The following is a 22,470-nucleotide window of genomic DNA, read 5'->3' on the forward strand; positions in this document are numbered from 1 at the left end:
GCGGGGCGGGGAGCCGGTTACGACTCGCCCAGCTCTTCGTCGATGAGGGCGAACACCTCGTCCTGGGAAGCGGTGTCCAGCCCCCAGTCCGTCGCGGGTCCGCGTGTCACCACCGAGGCCGGGCTCACCCGGCGCAGCAGCTTCTCCAGCCACTGGGCGACCTCGTTCCGGGCCGGGTCGTCGTCGGCCAGGGCGGCCAGGGTGACGTCCAGCCGGTTCAGGTCGGACATCACCGGACTGGTCTCGGTCGCGTCCCGGCACAGCTCGCCGTGGAGGTAGGCGACCAGTTCACCGGCCGTGGGGTAGTCGAAGATCAGACCGGCGGGGAGCTTGCGCCCGACGGCCCCGCCCAGCCGGTTGCGGATCTCCACGGCGGTGACGGAGTCCAGGCCGAGTTCCCAGAAGGGGCGGTTCAGCGGCACCGATTCGGGCGTGTCATGGCCGAGGACGGCGGCGGCGTGGGTACGGACCACCTCGCGCAGCAGCCGTTCCTGCTCGGCCCGGCCGAGCCCGGCCAGCCGCTCGGTCAGGTCCGGCCCGGACTCGCCCGGTCCGCCTCCGGCCACGGCCGACTCCCGGATCCGGCGGACCTCGGCCAGGTCGTGCAGCAGCGGGCTGGGCCGGGCGGCGGTGTAGGCGAGGTAGAAGCGGTCCCAGTCGATGTCCGCGACGACCACGAAGGTGTCGTCGGCGTCGAGGGCCTGACGCAGTGCCAGGAGGGCGCGTTCCGGCGACATGACCGGGACGCCGTGCCTGCGGCGCAGGTCGGCGACGGCCTCCTTCTCCGCCATGCCTCCCTGGGCCCAGGCGCCCCACCCGATGGAGGTGGCCACCCGGCCGTGGGCCCGGCGGTGCCAGGCCAGCGCGTCGAGGTAGGCGTTGCCCGGCGCGTAGTTCGCCTGCCCGGCGGCCCCGAAGGTGCCCGCGGTGGAGGAGAAGAGCACGAAGGCCGACAGGTCCAGTGAAGCGGTCAGCTCGTGCAGGTTCCAGGCGGCACCGGCCTTCGAGCGGAGCACGGCGTCGGCGCGCTCCACGGTCAGCGTGTCCAGCGGCCCGTCGTCCAGAGCCGCGGCGGTGTGGAACACGGCCGTGAGCGGCAGTTCGTCCGGGACGGTGGCCAGCGCGGCCTCCAGCGCGGCCCGGTCCCCGGCGTCGCAGGCGAGGATGGTGACGCGGGCACCGGCCCGCTCCAGGTCGGCCAGCAGCTCCCGGGCTCCTTCGGCGTCCGGTCCGCTCCGGCTCAGCAGCAGCAGGTGCGGGGCGCCCCGGGAGGCCAGCCAGCGGGCGAGATGGCCGCCGATGGCGCCGGTGCCGCCGGTGATCAGCACGGTGCCGGCGGGGGTCCACTCCCGTCCGGGCGCCGCCGGTGCGGGAGTACGGGCCAGCCTGCGGGCCAGCACGCCGGAGGCCCGTACGGCGAGCTGGTCCTCGCCGGAGGCTCCGGTCAGCAGCCCGCAGAGCCGGTCCACGCTCCGCTCGTCCAGCTTGACCGGGTGGTCGATCAGACCGCCCCAGCGGGCCGGGTGTTCCTGGGCGGCCACCCGGCCGAGCCCCCACACCAGTGCCTGCGCCGGGCTGACGGGGGCCTCGTCGGCCCCGGTGGCGACCGCGCCGCTGGTGACACACCACAGCGGGGCCGTGACCCCAGCGGCCTCCAGCATCTGGCACAGCGTCAGGGTGTGGGCGAAGCCCCTGGTCACCGCGGGGTGGGAGGGGTGCGGCCGCTCGTCCCAGGCGGCCAGCGACAGCACACCGTTCAGCTGCTCGCTCCCGATGGCCCCCCTCAGCTCGCCGGCGAGGGTGCCGGCCCGGTCGACGGCGACCACGACCGGCAGCGTGCGCCCGCCCCGGCGCTCGATCCCCGCTGTCAGCGCGGCCACTCGGGGGTCGTCCTCGAACCCTTCGGGGACGACCAGCAGCCATCCACCCGCCGGCCCGGCCGGTGCCGCGTCCGGGACCGGTGACCACTGGATGCCGTAGCGCCACGCGTCCACGGTGGAATGCTCACGCTGCTGCCGGTGCCACTGCGACAGCGCGGGCAGCACCGTGCTCAACGAGGTCCGTACGGCCGCGTCCTCGATGCCGAGGGCCGACGCGAGGCCCTCCGGATCGCGCTGGTCGACCGCGGACCAGAAGGCGTCGTCGACGGCGGCGCCGGTACGCGACCCCTCCGGCTCCGACGGGGCGTCCAGCCAGTAGCGCTGTCGGCGGAAGGCGTAGGTCGGCAGGTCCACGGTCCGGCCACCGTCGAACGCGGCCGCCCAGTCCACCGGGACACCGGCCACGAACAGCTCCGCCAGCGCCGTCAGCAGCCGGTCCCGCCCGCCCTCGTCACGCCGCAGCGTGCCGGTGACCGTGATCTCGCCGGGCTGGTCCTCGAGGGTCTCCGCCATGCCGGTGGTCAGCACCGGGTGCGGGCTCACCTCGACGTACACATCGTGGCCGTCGGCCGCCAGGGCGCGGGTGACCTGCTCGAACCGCACGGGCTCGCGCAGATTGCGGTACCAGTACTCGGCGTCCGCCGCGGTCTCCAGGACTCCCCCGGTGACGGCGGAGTACAGGGGCGGGTCCGCAGGCCCGGGCACGACCGGCTCGGCCAGCTGGAGCAGGGCCTCGCGGATCCCCTCGACCTGCGGGGTGTGCGAGGCGTAGTCCACCGGGATCCGGCGAGCCCGTACCCCCTCGCGCTCGCATCGCTCCATGAGCTCGTCCAGCGCCCCGGCTTCACCGGCGACGACGGTGGAGCGCGGCCCGTTCACCGTGGCGACGCAGATCCGCTCGCCCCACGATTCCAGAACCTGCTCGACCTCGGCCGGCGGCCGGGCGATCGAGACCATGCCGCCCCGCCCGGCGAGCTCCCGGGCGATGAGCCGGCTGCGCAGGGCCACCACACGGGCGGCGTCGGCGACCGACAGCACGCCCGAGACGGCCGCGGCGGCCAGCTCTCCCTGGGAGTGCCCCACCACGGCGGACGGCTCGACGCCGTGCGCCCGCCAGACGTGGGCCAGCGACACCATCACCGCCCACAGCGCCGGCTGCACCACATCGACCCGGTCCAGGGAGGGCGCGTCCGGGTGGCCGTGCAGCACGTCGAGCGGGGACCAGTCGATGTACGGGCGAAGGGCGGCGGCGCATGCCTCGAGCTGTTCGGCGAACGCCGGGGAGGTGTCGAGGAGTTCCGTCGCCATCCCGGCCCACTGGGAGCCCTGGCCGGGGAAGACGAACACGGTCTTCGCGCGCGGGGCCGCCAGGCCCTGCACCACGCCCGCGGCGGGTTCACCGCCGCTCAGCGACGCCAGACGGCGCAGCAACTCCTCCCGGGTCCGCCCGATGACCACGGCGCGGTGCTCGAAGGTGGCGCGCGTGGTGAGCAGGGAGCGGGCGACGTCCGCCGGGGCCAGGGCGGGGTCCGAGGACACCCGCTGGTGGAGGCGGCCCGCCTGCTCGCGCAGACTGTCGGCGTTCTTGGCCGAGATCACCCACGGCACCGGCACGTCGGCCGCCAGGGCGGTGACGGGCTCCGGCTCCTCGGGGGCCTGCTCCAGGATGACGTGGGCGTTCGTACCGCTGATGCCGAACGAGGACACGGCGGCGCGCCGGGCCCGCCCGGTCTCCGGCCAGGGGCAGCTGTCGGCGGCGAGCCGCAGTCCACCGGCCGACCACGCGACGTGCGAGGTGGGCTGCTCGACGTGCAGGGTGCGGGGCACGGTGCCATGGCGCAGGGCCAGCACCGTCTTGATGACTCCGGCGACGCCCGCCGCGCCCTGCGTGTGGCCGATGTTCGACTTCACCGAGCCCAGCAGCAGCGGGCGGTCGGCGGGCCGGTCCTGCCCGTAGGTGGCCTGCAGGGCCTGGGCCTCGATCGGGTCGCCGAGCGAGGTGCCGGTGCCGTGCGCCTCCACGACGTCCACGTCGGAGGGGCTCAGGCCCGCGTTGGCCAGGGCCTGGCGGATCACTCGCTGCTGAGCGGGGCCGCTGGGCGCGGTCAGGCCGTTGGACGCGCCGTCCTGGTTGAGCGCGGAGCCGCGGAGCAGCGCCAGCACCCGGTGCCCGTTGCGCCGGGCGTCGGAGAGGCGCTCGATGACCAGCATGCCGACGCCCTCGGCGAAGCCCATGCCGTCGGCCTCGGCGGCGAAGGCCTTGCAGCGGCCGTCGAGGGCGAGCCCGCCGATCCGGCTGAACTCGATCATCGGCCGGGGTGTGGACATCACGGTCGCGCCGCCCGCCACCGCAAGGGTGCACTCGCCCTGCCGGACGGCCTGGGCGGCCAGGTGCAGGGCCACCATCGAGGACGAGCAGGCCGTGTCCACCGTGATCGCGGGGCCTTCGAGGCCGAGGGTGTAGGCGATCCTGCCGGAGGCGACGCTGTTGGCGCTGCCGTTGCCCAGGTAGCCCTCGAAGCCACTGAGCAGCCGGGGGAACCGCGACGCGTAGTCGTTGTAGATCAGCCCGGCGAATATGCCGGTCGACGTGGAGCGCAGCGCGGTGGGGTCGATGCCCGCGCGTTCGAGCGCTTCCCACGTGGTCTCCAGCAGCAGCCGCTGCTGGGGGTCGGTGGCCAGGGCCTCACGGGGCGAGATGCCGAAGAACTCGGGGTCGAAGTCGGCCATGTCGTGCAGGAATCCGCCGACTCGGGCGTAGGACGGGCCCGGTGACGTGGGGTCACCCAGGTCCTCGACGTTCCATCCCCGGTCGGTCGGGTACGCGCCGGTGGCGTCCTGCCCCTCGGTGAGCAGGCGCCACAGGTCCTCGGGCGACCGGACGCCGCCGGGAAAGCGGCAGCTCATCCCCACGATCGCGATCGGATCGTCCTCCACGGCAGCCGACACCGCCACCGGCACCGCCGGGACGGCCGACCGCGCCACCTCACCGCCATCCGCGCACAGCCGCTCACCGATCTCAGCAGCCAGGGCGGCAGGGGTGGGATAGTCGAACACCACCGTCACCGGCAACCGCAGCCCCGTCGCCGCACCCAGCCGATTCCGCAGCTCCACCGCCGTCAGCGAATCGAACCCGACATCCTTGAACGCCCGGTCCGCCGACACCGCCCCGGCCCCCTCGTGCCCCAGCACCACCGCGGCCTGAACACGCACCAACTCCGTCAGCTCCCGCTCACGGTCCACCGCCGAAAGCGCCACCAGCCGCTCCCGCAACCCACCACCAACCGGCCCGTTCGCAGCAGCACGCCGCCCGGCCACCCGCACCAAAGAACGCAGAAGCGGAGCCGGATCACCCTGCCTCCGCAACACGCCGACATCCAGCCGGACCGGAACCGCCACCGCACGCGGCCCCCGCACCGCGGCATCAAAGAGAGCAAGACCCTCATCGGTCGACAGCGCCCGCACGCCCGTCCGGCCCATCCGCTCCAGGTCCGCCTGGCTCAAACCCCCCGTCATCGCGCTGCGTTCGGCCCACAGACCCCAGGCCAGCGACTGCCCCGGCAACCCGGCCCGCCGACGGTACTGCGCCAAACCGTCCAAGAACGCATTGGCGGCGGCATAACCGGCCTGCCCGGCGGCGCCGAGGACGCCCGCGGCAGAGGAGAACAGGGCGAAGAGCGACAGGTCCCGGTCGCGGGTGAGCTCGTGCAGATGCCAGGCGGCGTCCAGCTTGGAACGGAGCACGGCGTCGAGCCGCTCCGGGGTGAGCGCGGAGAGCACACCGTCGTCCAGGGCACCGGCCGCGTGGACGACACCCCGCAACTCCGGCAGCCCGTCCAGCAGCCCGGCCAGTGCCTCGCGGTCGGCGGCGTCGCACGCCACCACCCGAGCCGTGGCGCCGAGTTCGGCCAGCTCCGCCACCAGATCAGCGGCCCCGGGGGCGTCCGGCCCACGCCGGCCGGCCAGCACCAGGTCGGTGACACCGTGGTCGGTGGCCAGGTGACGGGCCACGGCGGATCCGATGACGCCCGTGCCACCCGTGATCAGCACGGTGCCCTCGATCGCGGACGGCGGGATGGTGAGGACCACCTTGCCGGTGTGGTGGGCCTGGCTGAGGTGGCGGAAGGCTTGTGGTGCCTGGCGGGTGTCCCACGCGGTGACCGGCAGCGGGCTGAGCGCACCCTGCTCGAACAGCTCAGCGAGGTGGGCGAGCATCTCCCCGAGGCGGCCGGCGCCGGCCTCGCCGAGGTCGAAGGCGCGGTAGGACACTCCCGGGTGTACGGAGGCCACCTGCTCGGCGTCGCGGATGTCGGTCTTGCCCATCTCCAGGAAACGCCCACCACGCGGCAGCAGCCTCAGCGAAGCGTCGACGAACTCCCGGGCCAGGGAATTGAGGACGACATCCACACCCCGGCCATCGGTCACCTCCAGGAACCGGTCCGCGAACTCCAGCGACCGCGAGGAGGCAATCCGCTCCGCCGGAACCCCGCTGCCTCGCACCACGGGCCACTTCGGCTCACTCGCCGTCGCACACACCTCAACACCCAGATGACGCGCCAACTGCACCGCGGCCATCCCCACACCACCGGCCGCCGCGTGCACCAGCAACGACTCACCCGCACGCACACCCGCCAGATCCACCAGCGCGTAATAAGCGGTCAGGAACACCGCGGGCACCGACGCCGCCTCGGCGAAGGACCAGCCACCAGGCACCCGCACCACCATCCGGCAATCGGCCACCGCCACCGGACCGGCATACGAACCCGACAACAGACCCATCACGCGATCGCCGACGGCAAAACCGGACACCCCCGGACCGACCTCGACCACCACACCCGCACCCTCACAGCCGAAGAGCGATTCGGTGTGCGGCACGACGCCGAGGGCGACCAGCACATCCCGGAAGTTGACGCCGGTCGCGCGCACCGCCACCCGCACCTGACCCGCCTCCAGCGGCGCCTCGGCCGCCGGGCAGGCGACCAGGCTCAGCCCCTCCAGCGTCCCCGCCGCATCCAGGTCAAGGCCCCAGGCTCCGGAGGTTCCGGGCAGGGCCAGCGTCCCGGTATCCGACCGCGGGACCCGGGTCAGCCGGGGCACCGACGCGGCGCCCGCCCGGACAGAGGTTCCGGGCAGGGCCAGCGTCCCGGTATCCGACCGCGGGACCCGGGTCAGCCGGGGCACCGACGCGGCGCCCGCCCGGACAGCGGCTTCCGTCTCCCCCGTGGCGACCGCGGCGGCCAGCGCAGCGGACAGCGACCGCTCGGACGCCGGGTCGGTGTCCAGGTCGATCTGGAGGATCCGGCCCGGGTGCTCGGTGGCGGCCGAGCGCAGCAGTCCCCGTACCGCGGCCTGGACCGGGTCGGCACCCTCGCCCGGCAGCACGGCGATCCCGCCCCGCGTCACCGGGGCAAGCCGGATGTCCTCGAGCTCCTCGTGGCCGAGCCACTCCCGGGCCGTGCCGAGCACGGTGGCCAGAACATCCCGGCTCTCGGCGGGGAGGTCATCGCCGTCTCCGCGCGGGCACGGCAACAGCACCGTCTCCGGCGCCGGCTCCCCGGCACGTACGGCCGCGAGCACCGCGGCGACATCCGGGTAGCGGGGCGCGTCGAGGCCGGGCAGGGCGTCGCCCAGGATGGCGTATCGCTCCTCGGCGCCGGGCTTGGCGGGCAGCGGCGCCCACGTCACCTCGTACATCGAGTCCGCCGACGGGCCGGCGACCGCGTCCGCGGTGAGCGGACGCGAGGCGAGCCGGTCGATGGTGAGGATCGGCAGCCCGGTGCGGTCGGTCATCAGCACCGAGATCGCGTCGGATCCGGCCGGGGCCAGCCGGACCCGGGCGCAGGTGGCGCCGGTGGCGTGCACGCGGGCGCCGCTGAACGAGAACGGCATCATGCGCTCGCCCTCGCCTTGCGGCACCGTCACCAGACGGGTCTGCAGCGCCGCGTCGACGAGCGCCGGGTGGACGCCGTACCGCGCGGCCTCGCTGGCGCCGGGCTCGTCCAGCTCGACGTCGGCGAACAGCTCATGGCCCCGGCGCCATACCGCGCGCACACCCCGGAACGCCGGTCCGTAGGCGTATCCGGAGGCGGTGAGGCGGTCGTAGAAGTCGTCGGTCGCCACGGCGACCGCATCGGCGGGCGGCCATGTGGCGTTCGCCGCGGTGGGCTCATCGACGGGCGCGGCGGTGAGCGTGCCGCCGGCGTGGCCGGTCCACTCCGCGTCGTCGTCCTGGCCGGGGCGGTGCGGCCGGGAGTGCAGGCGCACCGCGCGCCGGCCCAGCTCGTCGGGCGCGTCGACACCGACCTGGATGTCGACGGCCGTGCCGTCGGCGGACAGGACCAACGGTGCGTGCAGGACGAGTTCGTCGAGGTGGTCGCTGCCCGTGGCCTCACCGGCGCGCAGCACGAGTTCCAGGACGGCCGCGCCCGGCAGCAGGACCTGGCCCAGTACGGCGTGGTCGGCGAGCCACGGGTGCGTGGTGGTGGAGAGCCGGCCGGTGAAGACATGGCCGTCTCCCTCGGCCAGCCGGACCCCGGCGGCGAGCAGCGGATGGCCCATGACGGACAGGCCGGCCCCGGCGACATCACCGACGCCGCCGGTGTCCCGCAGCCAGTAATGGTCACGCTGGAAGGCATAGGTGGGCAGGTCCACGGGCGCGGCGGCGCCGCCGAAGACCGCCCTCCAGTCGGGGTCGACGCCCCCTGCCCACAGCTCCGCCAGCGAGGTCAGCACACGCCGCGGCCCGCCCTCGCCGTGACGCAGGGTGCCCACGGCGCGAACGTCGGCGCTCGCGCCGTGGCCGGTCTCCTGGATCGCGCCCGCGAGCACCGGGTGCGGGCTGACCTCCAGGAACACCCGGTCGCCCGCGTCCAGCAACGCGCGCACGGTGTCATGGAAGCAGACGCGCTCGCGCAGATTGCGGTACCAGTACTCGGCGTCCAGCGCCTCACCGTCCACCCGCGTGGCGGTGACGGTCGAGTACATCGGAATATCGGCGGCACGGGGAGCGATCGGCGCCGCCAGCTCCAGCAGCCGCTCCCGGATCCGCTCCACATGGGGGGTGTGCGACGCGTAGTCCACCGCCACCCGGCGCGCCCGCAGCCCGGCCGCTTCCGCCGCCGCCATCACCTCGTCCAGCGCGTCCGGGGCGCCGGCCACGACCGTGGCGGCCGGGCCGTTGACGGTCGCGATCCACACCTCGGGGCGGTCGGCCAGGAGTTCGCCGACCCGGTCGGCGGGGGCGGCGATGGAAACCATGCCACCCCGTCCGGCCAGCTCCTTCGCGATCACCCGGCTGCGCAGCGCCACCAGCCGCGCCCCGTCCTCCAACGACAACGCACCCGCCACACACGCGGCCGCGATCTCACCCTGCGAATGACCGATCACCGCAGAGGGCTCCACACCCACCGACCGCCATACCTCGGCAAGAGAAACCATCACCGCCCACAACACCGGCTGCACCACATCAACCCGCTCCAGCGCACCCTCACCCCGCAGCACATCCAGCAGATCCCACTCGATGTGCGGCGCCAGCGCCCGACCACACCTCACCAGCGACTCGGTGAACGCGGGAGACACATCCAACAGTTCAGAAGCCATCCCCACCCACTGCGACCCCTGACCCGGAAAGACGAACACCACACCACCGGACCCGCCGGAGACCACCCCACTGACCACCTGCGCCGCCGGATCCCCCGCCGCCAGGGCATCCAGCCCGGCCAGCAGCCCCTCCCGGCCCTCGGCGACGACCACCGCGCGATCTTCGAGAGCCGCCCGCCCGGACGCCAGCGACCACCCGACATCAGCCGGACTCACCTGATCACGCCCGGCCACGAACTCGCGCAACCGCGACGCCTGCCCACGCAACCCAGCCGCCGAACGACCCGACACGGGCCAGGCGAAAGCGCCGGGGAGCGCCGCCGGGGCGGGGGCGTCCGTGCCGGGCTCACGCTCGTCGGCCGGGGCCTGTTCGAGGATCACATGGGCGTTCGTGCCGCTGACGCCGAACGAGGACACCGCGGCCCGCCGCACCCGCTCGGCCTCCGGCCAGGCGAGATTCTCCCTCACCAGCTCGACCGCGCCCGCCGACCAGTCCACATGCGGCGTCGGCTCATCGACATGCAGCGTGGCCGGCACGGTGCCATGCCGCATGGCCATCACCATCTTGATGACCCCGGCGACACCGGCGGCCGCCTGCGTGTGGCCGATGTTGGACTTCACCGAGCCCAGCAGCAACGGCCGCTCGGCGGGCCGGTCCTGACCGTAGGTGGCCAGCAGCGCCTGCGCCTCGATCGGATCACCCAGCGACGTACCCGTGCCATGTGCCTCCACGGCGTCCACCACGGCGGCCGACACCCCGGCGTCGGCCAGCGCCTGCCGGATCACCCGCTGCTGCGACGGACCGTTCGGCGCCGTCAGACCACTGGACGCACCGTCCTGGTTCACCGCGCTGCCCCGCACGACCGCCAGCACCTGACGGCCGTTGCGCACCGCGTCCGACAGCCGCTCCACCAGCAGCAGCCCGACGCCCTCGGCCGCGCCCATGCCGTCCGCCGAGGCGGCGAACGCCTTGCACCGGCCGTCGCGGGACAGGCCCTGCTGCTTGCTGAACTCGGTGAAGAGGTCGGGGGTCGACATCACGGCGACACCGCCGGCCAGCGCGAGCGAGCACTCGCCCTGCCGCAGCGACCGCACCGCCAGGTGCAGGGCCACCAGCGACGAGGAGCACGCGGTGTCCACGGTGAGAGCCGGGCCCTCCAAACCGAAGGTGTACGCGATGCGGCCCGAGGCCACGCTGCCCGCCACGCCCGTCATGGCGTGGCCCTCGACCTCTTCCGGGATGGCGGGCAGCCTGCTGCCGTAGTCACGGAAGCTGGACCCGATGAAGACGCCGGTCCTGCTGGAGCGCAGCGACGCCGGGTCGATCCCGGCCCGCTCGAACAGCTCCCAGGACGTCTCCAGCAGCAGCCGCTGCTGCGGGTCCATCGCCAGTGCCTCGCGTGGCGAGATTCCGAAGAACGAGGCGTCGAACTCGCCCGCGTCGTGCAGGAATCCGCCCTTGGCCACATAAGAGGTACCCGGCCGTTCGCCCGCGGCGTCGACCAGGTCCGCGACGTTCCAGCCCCGGTCGGCCGGGAAGGCGGATATCCCGTCCCCGCCGCTGGAGACCAGCTCCCACAGCTCCTCGGGCGAGGTGACGCCGCCGGGGTAGCGGCAGCTCATGCCGACGATGGCCACCGGCTCGCTGCCCGCCGACTCCACGGCCCGCAGCCGCGACCGCGTCTCCTGCAGTTCCGCGGTGACCCGGGTCAGGAAGTGGCGGAGCTTTTTGACGTCATCCATGTGCGTTGCCCCCGGTAGTGGGTCAGTTGTGGGCGGGCGGGTGCCGCACCGGTGCCGTGTGCGGCGCGGTCAAGAGGCGCGGTCAGGAAATGCCGAATTCCTTCTCGATGAAGTCGAAGATCTCTTCGTTGCTCGCGGACTCGAGTCCTTCGGAGTCGACGGCGTCCTCGGCTGCCTGCTCGGACCCCGTGGCCGACCACAGCAGATGCCGCAGCCGCCTGGCGATGTCGGCCCTGGCGGGGTCCCCGTCGGGCATGGCCGTCAGCAGGGCTTCGAGCTGGTCGAGTTCCTCGGCACCGGGGTTCTCCGGCTCCTCGGGGCCTCCGAACAGCTCGGCGCCGAGATGGCGGGCGAGGTCGGCCACGGTCGGGCGGTCGAAGACCACGGTGGCGGCCAGCCGCAGCCCGGTCGCGGCGCTGAGCCGGTTGCGCAGCTCCACGGCGGTCACCGAGTCCAGACCGAGTTCCAGGAACTGCCGCTGTGGGTCCACCGCGTCGGCCGAGTCGTGTCCGAGAACGGCGGCCGCCTGGGTGCGCACGGCGGCGAGCAGCTGCCTCTCACGCTCCTGTGCTCCCAGCCCGGCGAGCCGGTCGCGCAGCCCGGAGGTGGCAGTGGCCGGGCCGGTGTCCTCGGCCGTGCCGAGGGCCTTGCGGGTCTCGGGCAGCTCGTCCAGCAGCCGGCTGGGCCGGGTCGCGGTGTAGGCGAGTGCGAACCGGTCCCAGTCGATGTCGGCGATCACGATGTCCGTATCGCCGTGGGCGAGTGCGGCCTCCAGTGCGCGGAGCGCGGAGTCCGGTGGGAGCAGCGGAACGCCGTGCCGGATCCGGGTGTCGCTCACCGCGTCCCGATCGGCCATGCCGCCCTGCCCCCAGGAGCCCCAGGCCACCGAGGTGGCCACGAGCCCGCGCGAGCGACGGTGGCGGGCCAGCGCGTCCAGATAGGCATTGCCGGGCGCGTAGTTGCCCTGGCCCGCCATCCCCACCGTGCCCGCCAGCGACGAGAACAGCACGAACGCGGACAGATCCAGGTCGGCGGTCAGCTCGTGCAGGCGCCAGGCCGCATCGGCCTTGACCCGCAGCACGCGATCGGCCTGGCCGGGCGTCAGAGAGGTGATGGCGCCGTCGTCCAGTACGGCCGCGGTGTGTACCACGGTGGTCAGCGGATACGCGGCGGGAACCGACGCCACGAGGTCGCGCAGCGCGTCGGGGTCCGCGATGTCGCAGGCCGCCACGGTCACCTGGGCTCCCGCCTCGGCCAGCTCGGCCATCAGCTCGGCGGCGCCGGGGGCGGACTGGCCCCGGCGGCTGACGAGCAGCAGGTGCTCGGCGCCCTGGGCCGCCATCCGGCGCGCGACCTGCCGGCCAAGGGCACCGGTTCCGCCGGTGATCAGCACCGTGCCCTTCTCCGGGGTCCAGACGTCCGCCGGTACGTCGCCGAGGGGCGCCCGGACGATCCGGCGCCCGAAGGTCCCGGACGGGCGGATCGCGATCTGGTCCTCATCGGTCCGGGCCGCCAGCACCGCGCACAGGCGGCTGAGGTCCTTGCCGTCCGGGGCGGGCGGCAGATCCACCAGGCCGCCCCAGCGCGCGGGGAGTTCCTGGGCCGCGACCCGGCCCAGGCCCCAGACCAGCGCCTGCGCCGGGCTGGTGAGCGGGTCCTGCTCTCCGATGGACACCGCGCCCTGGGTCAGGCACCACAGCGGGGCGGCCGGGCCCGACTCCTCCAGGGCCTGGATCAGCGGCAGGGTACGGCCGAATCCGGCGGGCGCCGCCCGCCCGTCGCCGAGCGGCGTTTCGTCCGTGCCGAGCAGCGACAGCACCCCGGCCGCGTCGGTGTGCGCGGCGAGCAGTTCCGTCCAGGGCTGCCCCTCCTCGGGGGCCACCACCGTTTCGACCGCCGCGCCGCGCTTGCGCAGCGCCCCGCAGACCGCCTCGTACAGCTCGCTTCCGGCCTGGTCCCGGGTGACGGCCAGCAGCCAGGTGCCGGTCGGCGACGCCGGCGCGTGGTCGGTCAGCGGCTTCCAGGTGGCCCGGTACCGCCATGAGTCCATCGCGGACGCCGCCTTGTGCCTGCGGTGGTACGCCGACAGAGCGGGCAGTACGGCCGACAGCTCGGGGTCTGCCTCGTCCAGCCGCAGTGTCCGCGCGAAGCCATCCAGGTCCTCGCGCTCCACGAGGTCCCAGAAGGCGGCGCGCGGGTCGGCCGCGGCAGCCGTGTGGGGCGCGGTGGTCTCGATCCAGTAGCGCTTCGGCTGGAACGCGTACGTGGGCAGGTCGACGCGGCGGGCGCCGGTCCCGGCGAACACCCGGGGCCAGTCGGCGTCGATGCCGTGGGCCCACAGCTCCGCGAGCGAGGTCAGGAACCGCCGGGAGCCGCCTTCGCCCCGCCGGAGGGTGCCGGTGACCACGGCGTCCACCGAGCGTACGCGTCCGGTCTCCTCGATCGCGCCCGCGAGCACCGGGTGCGGGCTGACCTCCAGGAACACCCGGTCGCCCGCGTCCAGCAGCGCCCGGACGGTGTCATGGAAACACACCCGCTCACGGAGATTCCGGTACCAGTACTCCGCGCCCAGCTCCTCACCCGCGATCAGACCACCGGTGACCGTCGAGTACATCGGAACCTCCGCGGCACGGGGAGCGATCGGCGCCGCCAGCTCCAGCAACCGCTCCCGGATCCGCTCCACATGCGGCGTGTGCGACGCGTAGTCCACCGCCACCCGACGCGCCCGCAGCCCGGCCGCCTCAGCCCCCGCCATCACCTCATCAAGGCAGGCCGAGTCCCCCGCGACGACCGTGGCCTCCGGACCATTGGCCGTCGCCACCCACACGCCCTCACGACCGGCAAGGAGCTCCTCCACCCGACCGACCGAGGCGGCGATGGAGACCATCCCGCCCTCGCCGGCCAACTCCCCGGCAATCGCCCGGCTGCGCAGCGCCACCAGCCGCGCCCCGTCCTCCAACGACAACGCACCCGCCACACACGCGGCCGCGATCTCCCCCTGCGAATGACCGATCACCGCGGAGGGCTCCACACCCACCGACCGCCATACCTCGGCAAGAGAGACCATCACCGCCCACAACACCGGCTGCACCACATCGACCCGCTCCAGCGCACCCTCACCCCGCAGCACATCCAGCAGATCCCACTCGATGTGCGGCGCCAGCGCCCGACCACACCTCACCAGCGACTCGGTGAACGCGGGAGACACATCCAGCAGTTCAGAAGCCATCCCCACCCACTGCGACCCCTGACCCGGAAAGACGAACACCACACCACCGGACCCGCCGGAGACCACCCCACTGACCACCTGCGCCGCCGGCTCCCCCGCCGCCAGGGCATCCAGCCCGCTCACAAACCCCAAAAGCCCATCGGCGATGACCACCGCGCGATGCTCCAGAGCCGCCCGCCCGGACGCCAGCGACCACCCGACATCAGCCGGACTCACCTGATCACGCCCGGCCACGAACTCCCGCAACCGCAACGCCTGCCCACGCAACCCGGCAACCGAACGACCCGACACCACCCAGGGCAGTGGGCCGGTGTGCTCGGGCCGGTCCTCGTGGGACGGTTCCTCGTTGGCCGGGGCCTGTTCGAGGATCACATGGGCGTTCGTACCGCTGACGCCGAACGAGGACACCCCGGCCCGGCGGGGGCGGTCGGCCTCCGGCCAGGCGAGATTCTCCCTCACCAGCTCGACCGCGCCCGCCGACCAGTCCACATGGGGCGTCGGCTCATCGACATTCAGCGTGGCCGGCACGGTGCCATGCCGCATGGCCATCACCATCTTGATCACACCGGCCACCCCCGCGGCCGCCGAGGTGTGGCCGATGTTGGACTTCACCGAGCCGAGCAGCAGGGGCCGCTCGGCGGGCCGGTCCTGACCGTAGGTGGCCAGCAGCGCCTGCGCCTCGATCGGATCACCCAGCGACGTACCGGTGCCGTGCGCCTCCACCACATCCACATCGGCCGACGACAGCCGGGCGTTGGCCAGCGCCTGCCGGATCACCCGCTGCTGCGACGGGCCGTTCGGCGCCGTCAGGCCATTGGACGCACCGTCCTGGTTCACCGCCGAGCCGCGCACCACGGCCAGTACCTGATGGCCGTTGCGGACCGCGTCGGACAGCCGCTCCAGGACCACGACGCCGACACCCTCGCCCCACGCCGTACCGTCCGCCCCCGCGGCGAAGGGCTTGCACCGGCCGTCGGGGGCGAGCCCGCGCTGATGGCTGAACTCGGTGAAGACCGTGGGGTGGGACATGACCGTCACCCCGCCGACGAGCGCGAGCGAGCACTCGCCCTGCCGCAGGGACTGCACCCCGAGGTGCATGGCCACCAGCGACGAGGAACACGCGGTGTCCACGGTGAGAGCCGGGCCCTCCAAACCGAAGGTGTAGGCGATGCGGCCCGAGGCCACGCTGCCCGCGGCACCGGTGAAGAGATAGCCCTCGGACCCCTGCCCCGTGGCGTCGTCGCCGCCGTAGCCGTGCGGGACGGCTCCGATGAACACCCCGGCGTCGCTGCCGCGCAGCGAGAACGGGTCGAGGCCGGCCCGTTCCAGGGCCTCCCAGGAAGTCTCCAGCAGCAGCCGCTGCTGCGGGTCCATCGCCACCGCCTCACGCGGCGAGATCCCGAAAAACTCCGCGTCGAACTCGGCGGCGTCGTACAGGAATCCGCCCTGGTGGACATAGCTGGTGCCGGGCCGGGTGGCATCCGGGTGGCACAGGTCCTCGAGGTTCCAGCCGCGGTCGGTGGGGAAACCCGAGATGGTGTCCCGGTCGGACAGCAGCAGCCGCCACAGCTCCTCCGGGGACCGCACATCGCCGGGGAAGCGGCAGCTGGTCGACACGATGGCGATCGGTTCGTCGGAGGCCACCGGGACGCCGTCGACCGTCGCCAGGCCGTCCTCGCCGAGGGCCCGGTCGCGCAGGTGCCCGGCGAGCGCCAACGGCGTCGGGTGGTCGAACACGACGGTGGGCGAGAGGTTCACCCCGGTAGCGGCCGCCAGCCGGTTCCGCAGCTCCACCGCGGTCAGCGAGTCGAAACCCAGTTCCCGGAAGGCCCGCCGGATCTCGACCTCTTCCGGCCCGGACCATCCCAGCACCGCCGCCGCGTGGGCCCGCACCTCGTCCAGCACCACCCGGGTCCGCTGGGCGGGCGTGGCCGCCTCGGCCACCCGCCGGGGGAAGCCGTCGAGCGCCTCGGGCGGTGGCGAGGAGGGCAGGTCGACCCGGACCTCGCCGCCGGGGGACGCCGGGGCGAGCCAGTAGCGCTCCCGCTGAAAGGCGTAGGTGGGCAGGTCGACCGGGTCGGCATGGCCGGGGGCGAACACCCCCGACCAGTCCGGGCCCAGGCCGTGGGCCCAGAGCGCGGCCAGGGAGATGAGGACCTGCCCGACCCCGCCCTGGTCGCGCCGGAGCGTCCCGACCGCGAGCAGTTCGGGCTCGGCCCCGTCGCCGTCCGACTGGAGCACCGAGGTCAGTACGGGGTGCGGGCTGACCTCCAGGAAGACCGTGTGCCCGGCATCGCGCGCGGTCCTGACGGTGTCGTGGAAGCGCACGGGCTCGCGCAGATTGCGGTACCAGTACTCGGCGTCCAGCGCCTCGCCCGCGATGAGCCCACCGGTGACGGTGGAGTACATCGGAACGGCGCCGGGGCGCGGCGCGACCGAGGCCGCCACGGTGAGCAGCGGCTCGCGGATGTGCTCGACATGGGGGGTGTGCGAGGCGTAGTCGACCGCGACCATCCGGGCGCGCAGCCCCGCGCGGTCGGCCTCGGCCAGCAGTTCGGCGGTGGCCTCGGGGGTGCCGCCGACGACCGTCGCGCCCGGGCCGTTGACGACCGCGATCCAGACGTCCGGGCGGTCGGCCAGCAGTTCCCGGACGCGCTCGGCGGAGGCGGCGATCGACAGCATCCGGCCCCCACCGGCCAGCTCGGCCGCGACCAGCCGGCTGCGCAGGACCGCCAGCCGGGCGCCGTCCTCCAGCGACAGGGCGCCGGACACACTGGCGGCCGCGATCTCCCCCTGGGAGTGGCCCACCACCGCGGCCGGAGCGATGCCCGCCGCACGCCATACCTCGGCCAGCGAGACCATCACCGCCCACAACACCGGCTGCACAATCTCCACGCGCTCCAACGCGTCGCCGTCGCGCACCGCGTCGAACAGGTCCCAGTCGGTCTCGGGGGCCAGCGCCCGCGCGCACTTCTCCATGGCGGCGGCGAACGCCGGGGAGGTGGCGAGGAGTTCGGTCGCCATGCCCGCCCACTGGCCGCCCTGGCCGGGGAAGACGAAGACCGCCCCGCCCGGCTCGGCGGAGGCCGTCGCGCTCACCACATGGGCAGCCGGTTCCGCGGCCGCGAGGGCGGCCAGTCCGTCGAGGAAGGCCGCCCGGTCCTCGGCGACGACGACGGCACGGTGTTCCAGCGCGCCACGCGTGGTGGCGAGCGACCGTCCCAGCTCCTCCAGGGTGGCGTCGGACGATGCGGGGAACTCGCGCAGCCGCGCCGCCTGCCCCCGCAGTCCTTGGGCCGTACGGGCCGACAGCACCCAGGGCAGCGCGCCACCGTTGCGCATCGCCGGGGCGGATGCGGGCCGGGCGTCGGGTACGAAGGCGGGGGCCGGGGCGGGAGCGGGAGGAGCCTGCTCAAGGATCACATGGGCGTTGGTCCCGCTGATCCCGAACGAGGACACTCCGGCCCGGCGCGGCCGCTCGCGGTCGGGCCACGGCCCGCTCTCGGTCGCCAGGCGCACCGCGCCGGCGGTCCAGTCGACCTGCGGCGTCGGCGTGTCCACGTGCAGGGTGGCGGGCACCCGGCGGTGCCGGATGGCCATCACCGTCTTGATGACCCCGGCGACGCCCGCGGCCGCCTGGGTGTGCCCGATGTTGGACTTCACCGATCCCAGCAGCAGCGGCTGGTCCTCGGGGCGCTCCTGGCCGTACGTCGCCAGCAGGGCCCCGGCCTCGACCGGGTCGCCCAGCGCGGTGCCGGTGCCGTGCGCTTCCACCAGGTCGACGTCGGCCGAGGCGAGGTCCGCGTCGGCCCAGGCCTCGCGGATGACTCGCTGCTGCGACAGACCGCTGGGCGCGGTCAGCCCGTTCGACGCGCCGTCCTGGTTGACCGCCGAGCCGCGGACCACGGCCAGCACCCGGTGGCCGTTGCGGCGGGCGTCCGACAACCGTTCCACCAGCAGCATTCCGGCGCCCTCGGCGAAGCCGGTGCCGTCGGCCGCGGCCGCGAACGCCTTGCAGCGGCCGTCCGCCGACAGCCCGCGCTGACGGCTGAACTCGGTGAAGATGCCGGGTGTGGACAACACCGTCACGCCGCCGACGAGCGCCAGCGAGGTCTCCCTCTGCCGCAGCGAACGCACCGCCAGATGCAGCGCCACCAGTGACGAGGAGCACGCGGTGTCCACGGTGATGGCGGGCCCGGTCAGTCCGAGCAGATAGGAGATGCGGCCCGAGGCGATGCTGGTGGTCTTGCCGGTGAGCAGGTAGCCGTCGAGGGCGTCCGGCGCGTCGTGCAGCCGTGGCCCGTACTCCTGATCCATCGTGCCGACGAAGACGCCGGTGGAGCTGGACCGCAGCGAGTCCGGGTCGATGCCCGCCCGCTCCAGCACCTCCCACGAGGTCTCCAGCAGCAGCCGCTGCTGCGGGTCCATCGCGAGGGCCTCGCGCGGGGATATACCGAAGAAGCGGGCGTCGAAGTCGGTGGCGTGGTCGAGAAATCCGCCGCCCTTGGCGAAACTGACGCCATTGCCTTCGGCGCGCAGCAGCCGCTCCAGGTCCCAGCCACGGTCGTCGGGGAAGGCCGAGATCGCGTCCCCGTCGTCGGCGACGAGTCGCCACAGATCCTCGGGCGACGTCACGCCGCCGGGGAAGCGGCAGCTCATGCCGATGATGGCGATGGGATCGTCGGGGCCGGCCGGGGTGGCGTGCCGGGTGACCGCCGCCGGGCCGGGGCCGGTCCGTACGGCCCGGATGTGACCGGTCAGTCCTGCCGGTGTCGGGTGGTCGAAGAGGGCGGCGGTGGGAAGACGCAGGCCCAGGGCGGTGTTCACCCGGCTGCACAGCTCACCGAGCATGATGGAGTCGAACCCGAGATCCTTGAACGTCCGCCGCGGGTCGAGGTCGCCCGGCGCCGACTGGCCCAGCACGGCGGCGGCGTGGGCGCGCACGACGTGCGCCACGTCGACGTCCGCCACGTCGACGTCCGGCCCGTCGGGGCCCGGCCCGCCCGGGTCCGGGCCGCCGGCGTCCGGCGGGACGGACCGCGGACTCGGGGTGGCCTCGGGGGCCGGGTCGGGCTCCGACGCCGCGGTGGGCGCGTCGAGCCAGTGGCGGCGGCGCTGGAAGGCATAGGTGGGCAGGTCGGTCCGGCGGGCGCCGGTCCCGGCGAACAGGCGGGACCAGTCGGCGTCGGCGCCATGGGCCCAGAGCTCCGCCCACGAGGTCACGAACCGCTGGACGCCGCCCTGGTCGCGGCGGAGCGTGCCGCCGGCGAAGACCTCGGCGCCGGCCGCGTGAGCGGCGTCCGAAACCGCGGTTGTCAACGCCGGATGCGGGCTGACCTCAAGGAAGAGCGTGTGTCCCGCGTCGATCAGGGAGGCGAGGGTGTCGTGGAAGAGCACCGGCTCCCGGAGATTCCGGTACCAGTACCCGGCGTCGAGCGTCGCGGTGTCGACCGGCGCGGCGGTCACCGTGGAGTACAGGGGGATGTCGCCGGTACGCGGGGTGACGGGGGCCGCCAGCGCCAGCAGCCGGTCGCGGACGCGCTCGACGTGCGGTGTGTGCGAGGCGTAGTCCACGGCGATGCTGCGGGTACGCACATCGGCACGGTCACACGCGCTGACAATTTCGGCGAGGTCGTCCGTGGAGCCCGCGACGACCGTGGCGGCGGGGCCGTTGACGACGGCGACCCACACCCCTTCCCGGTCCGCCAGCAGACCCTGGACCCACTCGGCGGAGGCGGCGATGGAGACCATCCCGCCCAGCCCCGCCAGCTCCTCGGCGATGGCGCGGCTGCGCAGGGCCACCAGGCGCGCCCCGTCCTCCAGCGACAGGGCGCCGGACACACAGGCGGCCGCGATCTCCCCCTGGGAGTGGCCCACCACCGCGGCCGGAGCGATGCCCGCCGCACGCCATACCTCGGCCAGCGAGACCATCACCGCCCACAACACCGGCTGCACGACGTCCACCCGCTCCAGCGGGCTGTCGCCGTGGGTGTCACGCAGAGCGTCGAGGAGGTCCCACTCGATGTGCGGCGCCAGAGCCCGGGCGCAGCGCTCGACCGAGGCGGCGAACACCGGCGAGGACCGGAGCAGTCCGGTCGCCATGCCGGCCCACTGCGACCCCTGCCCGGGGAAGACGAACACCACACCGGCGGACGTGTCCATGGCCCTGCCGTGCACCACCTGTCCGGCGGGCTCACCGGACGCCAGGGCGTCCAGCCCCCCGAGGAAGCCGTCCCGGTCACCGGCGAGCACCACGGCGCGGTGTTCCAGGGCGGCCCGCGACGACGCCAGGGACCAGCCGACGTCGGTGGCGGCGGCGTCGGTGGCGGCGGCGAACTCCCGCAGCCGCGAGGCCTGTCCACGCAGCCCGCCGCCGGTACGCCCCGATATGGGCCAGGGGACCAGTGACCCCAGGGCCAGGACCGGGTCCGCCGGGTCGGTGTCGGCGCGGGGAGGTATGTCGGCGCCGGGGGCCCGCTCGACCACCACATGCGCGTTGGTGCCGCCCATGCCGAACGCGGACACCCCCGCCACCAGCGGCGCGTCCGGCCGCGGCCACGCGGACAGCTCGGTCTGGACCCGCAGGTTCCACTCGTCCAGCGGGATACGGGGGTTGGGCATCTCGAAGTTGAGGCTGGCGGGAAGGTGGCCCGCCTTCAGGGCGAGCAGCACCTTGATCAGGCCGGTGATGCCCGCGGCACCCTCCAGGTGCCCCACGTTCGTCTTGGCCGAGCCGACCCGCAGCGGTGTGCCCGCCGGCCGGGCCGCCCCGTGGACGGCCGCCAGCGCCGCCGCCTCGATGGGGTCGCCAACGGCCGTACCGGTGCCATGGAGTTCCACGTACTGCACGTCGGCGGGACTGACGCCCGCGTCGGCACAAGCCCGGCGCAGGACGTCCTCCTGGGCGGCCTGGTTCGGTGTGGTGAGGCTGCCGCCGCCGCCGTCGTTGTTGACCGCACTACCACGCAGGACGCCGTGTACCCGGTCACCGTCGGCGAGCGCCCGGTCCAGCGGCTTGAGGAGGACGAACCCGCCGCCCTCGCCCCGGACATAGCCGTTGGCGCGGGCGTCGAAGGTGAAGCAGCGGCCGTCCGGTGAGAGCCCGCCGAACCGGGAGACGCTGAGGGTGCCGTCGAAGGCGAGGCTGAGGTCCACCCCGCCCGCGAGGGCGAGTTCGGACTCCCCGGCGCGCAGGCTCTGGCACGCCATGTGCACGGCGACGAGCGAGGAGGACTGGCCGGAGTCCACGACCACGCTCGGACCACGGGTGCCCAGCACATAGGACAGCCGGTTGGCGATCATGCTGCGGTGCGAGCCGGTCAGGGTGTGGTGGGTGACCGCGTCGATACTCCGCTGCCGCACCATGGCGGCGTAGTCATCGCTGATCGCGCCGACGAACACACCCGCGCGTTGTCCTGCGAGCCGATCCGGGGCGATGCCCGCGTCCTCGAGCGTTTCCCAGCCGAGTTCGAGCGCGAGCCGCTGCTGCGGATCCATGGCCGCCGCCTCGCGCGGCGAGATGCCGAAGAAGTCGGCGTCGAAGCCGTCCACTTGGCCGAGGAAGCCGCCGCGTTCAGCGCCGACGGTCGCGTCCTGGCCTGTGCGGCGGGTCCATCTGCCCGGCGGTAGCGGCGTCACCGCGTCCGTGCCGTCACGGAGCAGCCGCCAGAAGGCCCCGGGGGAATTGGCTTGCGGTAATCGAGAGGAAAAACCGACTACGGCGATCGAGGCTTCAGCGCGATCGCGCTCTAACGCACGGGCAGCCTTTAACAATTACATCCCCCGCCGTACCCTGAAGGTCGACTTTCTCAGCTCGCTCGGTCTTGCGGCGCTCGTCCTTGCGACGGCCGCCTCACGGAGGAGGCATGTGCCGACCGTTCGGACATTTGGCCGGTATCCCCGGTTTCCCCACGCTGCCGGCCGCTGTGCTCCACACTCTATTACCGGTCGATCGATCCACAACCCCATGTGACGCTGATCACAAATCGCTCGAAGGCGTACACAGATCGCCCCTATCCG

General features: G+C 73.8%; 2 protein-coding genes. Both read right to left on the bottom strand.

Annotated elements, in window-relative coordinates; all coding sequences use genetic code 11:
• Positions 1-17 precede the first annotated feature (17 nt).
• The gene (locus ABZU99_RS32695) at positions 18-11,222 is read right to left on the bottom strand and encodes a type I polyketide synthase (protein ID WP_356228112.1); all 11,205 of its coding nucleotides are present in this window, start codon (positions 11,220-11,222) and stop codon (positions 18-20) included.
• A gap of 82 nt (positions 11,223-11,304) precedes the next feature.
• Positions 11,305-22,224: a type I polyketide synthase gene (locus ABZU99_RS32700; protein ID WP_356050276.1), complete on the bottom strand. Its 10,920-nt coding sequence runs from the start codon at positions 22,222-22,224 to the stop codon at positions 11,305-11,307.
• Positions 22,225-22,470 lie beyond the last annotated feature (246 nt).

This window comes from Streptomyces sp. NPDC005266 (assembly GCF_040607655.1).
Classification (GTDB): domain Bacteria; phylum Actinomycetota; class Actinomycetes; order Streptomycetales; family Streptomycetaceae; genus Streptomyces.

Excerpts from the sequence above, each read along its gene's own strand:
- ABZU99_RS32695 (WP_356228112.1), bottom strand. The coding sequence starts at position 11,222 with ATGGATGACGTCAAAAAGCTCCGCCACTTCCTGACCCGGGTCACCGCG.